This is a genomic window from Bradyrhizobium erythrophlei, assembly GCF_042430365.1.
Lineage (GTDB): Bacteria > Pseudomonadota > Alphaproteobacteria > Rhizobiales > Xanthobacteraceae > Bradyrhizobium > Bradyrhizobium erythrophlei.
Genome location: NZ_JBHMET010000179.1, coordinates 1 through 1,102 on the forward strand (window position 1 = coordinate 1; position 1,102 = coordinate 1,102).

The 1,102-nt window shown below is 60.9% G+C and carries 1 protein-coding gene; it reads left to right on the forward strand.

Annotated features, from left to right (window positions below; all coding sequences use genetic code 11):
- Positions 1-105: 105 nt before the first annotated feature.
- On the forward strand, positions 106-1,102 hold a 997-nt coding region (locus ACFFWD_RS25740; protein ID WP_376969856.1), incomplete at its 3' end, for an IS110 family RNA-guided transposase.

Consider the following 1,102-nt stretch of genomic DNA (forward strand, 5'->3'; position numbering starts at 1 on the left):
GCTAGACTGTATGTCCCCTCCACAAAATGAGGCGACTCACCCTCGATGTTGCAACGAGGGTTACCCGGATGGACCGGGCAGAGCCTCAAACAAGGAGGGCGAGTCGTGGGGCATCATACCGAGGCCTTTGTCGGAATCGATACGTCAAAATTGCGTAATGCAGTAGCGATTGCCGATAGCGGCCGTGGCGGCGAGGTCCGGTATCTCGGGGAGTTTCCTGCCACGGAGGCGGCGATCCAAAAGCTCGTGGCAAAGCTTGCAGCGAAATACCGTCATCTGACGTTTTGCTATGAAGCAGGGCCGACAGGATATGGTCTCTATAGACTGCTCAAGAGCCTCAGCCATGAGTGCGTGGTGGTAGCCCCCTCGCTGGTTCCAAAGAAGGCCGGTGATCGCGTGAAGACGAACCGACGCGATGCAGTGAGCCTCGCCAAGCTGTTACGCGCGGGCGAGCTCACCGCGGTGTGGGTGCCGGACGAGCGGCATGAAGCCATGCGCGATCTCTCGCGCGCCCGTCAGGCAGTGAAGAAGGACCTCCAGGGCAAGCGTCAACAGATCTCGTCATTTATGCTGCGGCTGGGACGCATCTATCCGGGCAAGACGACGTGGGGACCAGCCCATATGAGATGGCTGTTATCGCAGAAGCTCGAGCATCGCGAGCAGCGCATCGCATTGGAAGAGCTATTTGAGGGGATACGCCAGGAAAGCGAGCGCCTTGAGCGTTTGGAAAGCGCCATCCGCGATGCGGTGGCCGAGTGGTCGCTCGCCGAGGTTGTCGCGGCCCTGCAGGCGATGCGGGGGATTGATCTCATTGCGGCTGTGGGGGTGCTGGCCGAGATTGGTGATCTCTCCCGCTTTCAAAATCCGCGCGAGCTGATGGGCTATCTGGGTCTGGTGCCCACAGAAAACTCGACTGGCGACAAGGTCAAGCGAGGCGGCATCACCAAAGCCGGTAACGGACGGGCGCGACGTATTCTTGTGGAGGCGGCCTGGAGCTATCGATATCCGCCGCGCGTGAGCCGAGACAAGCAGCCAAAGGTGGAGGCCGCACCGAGACGCGCGCGCGAGATTGCGTGGAAGCGCAAACCAGACTGTGCGGGCG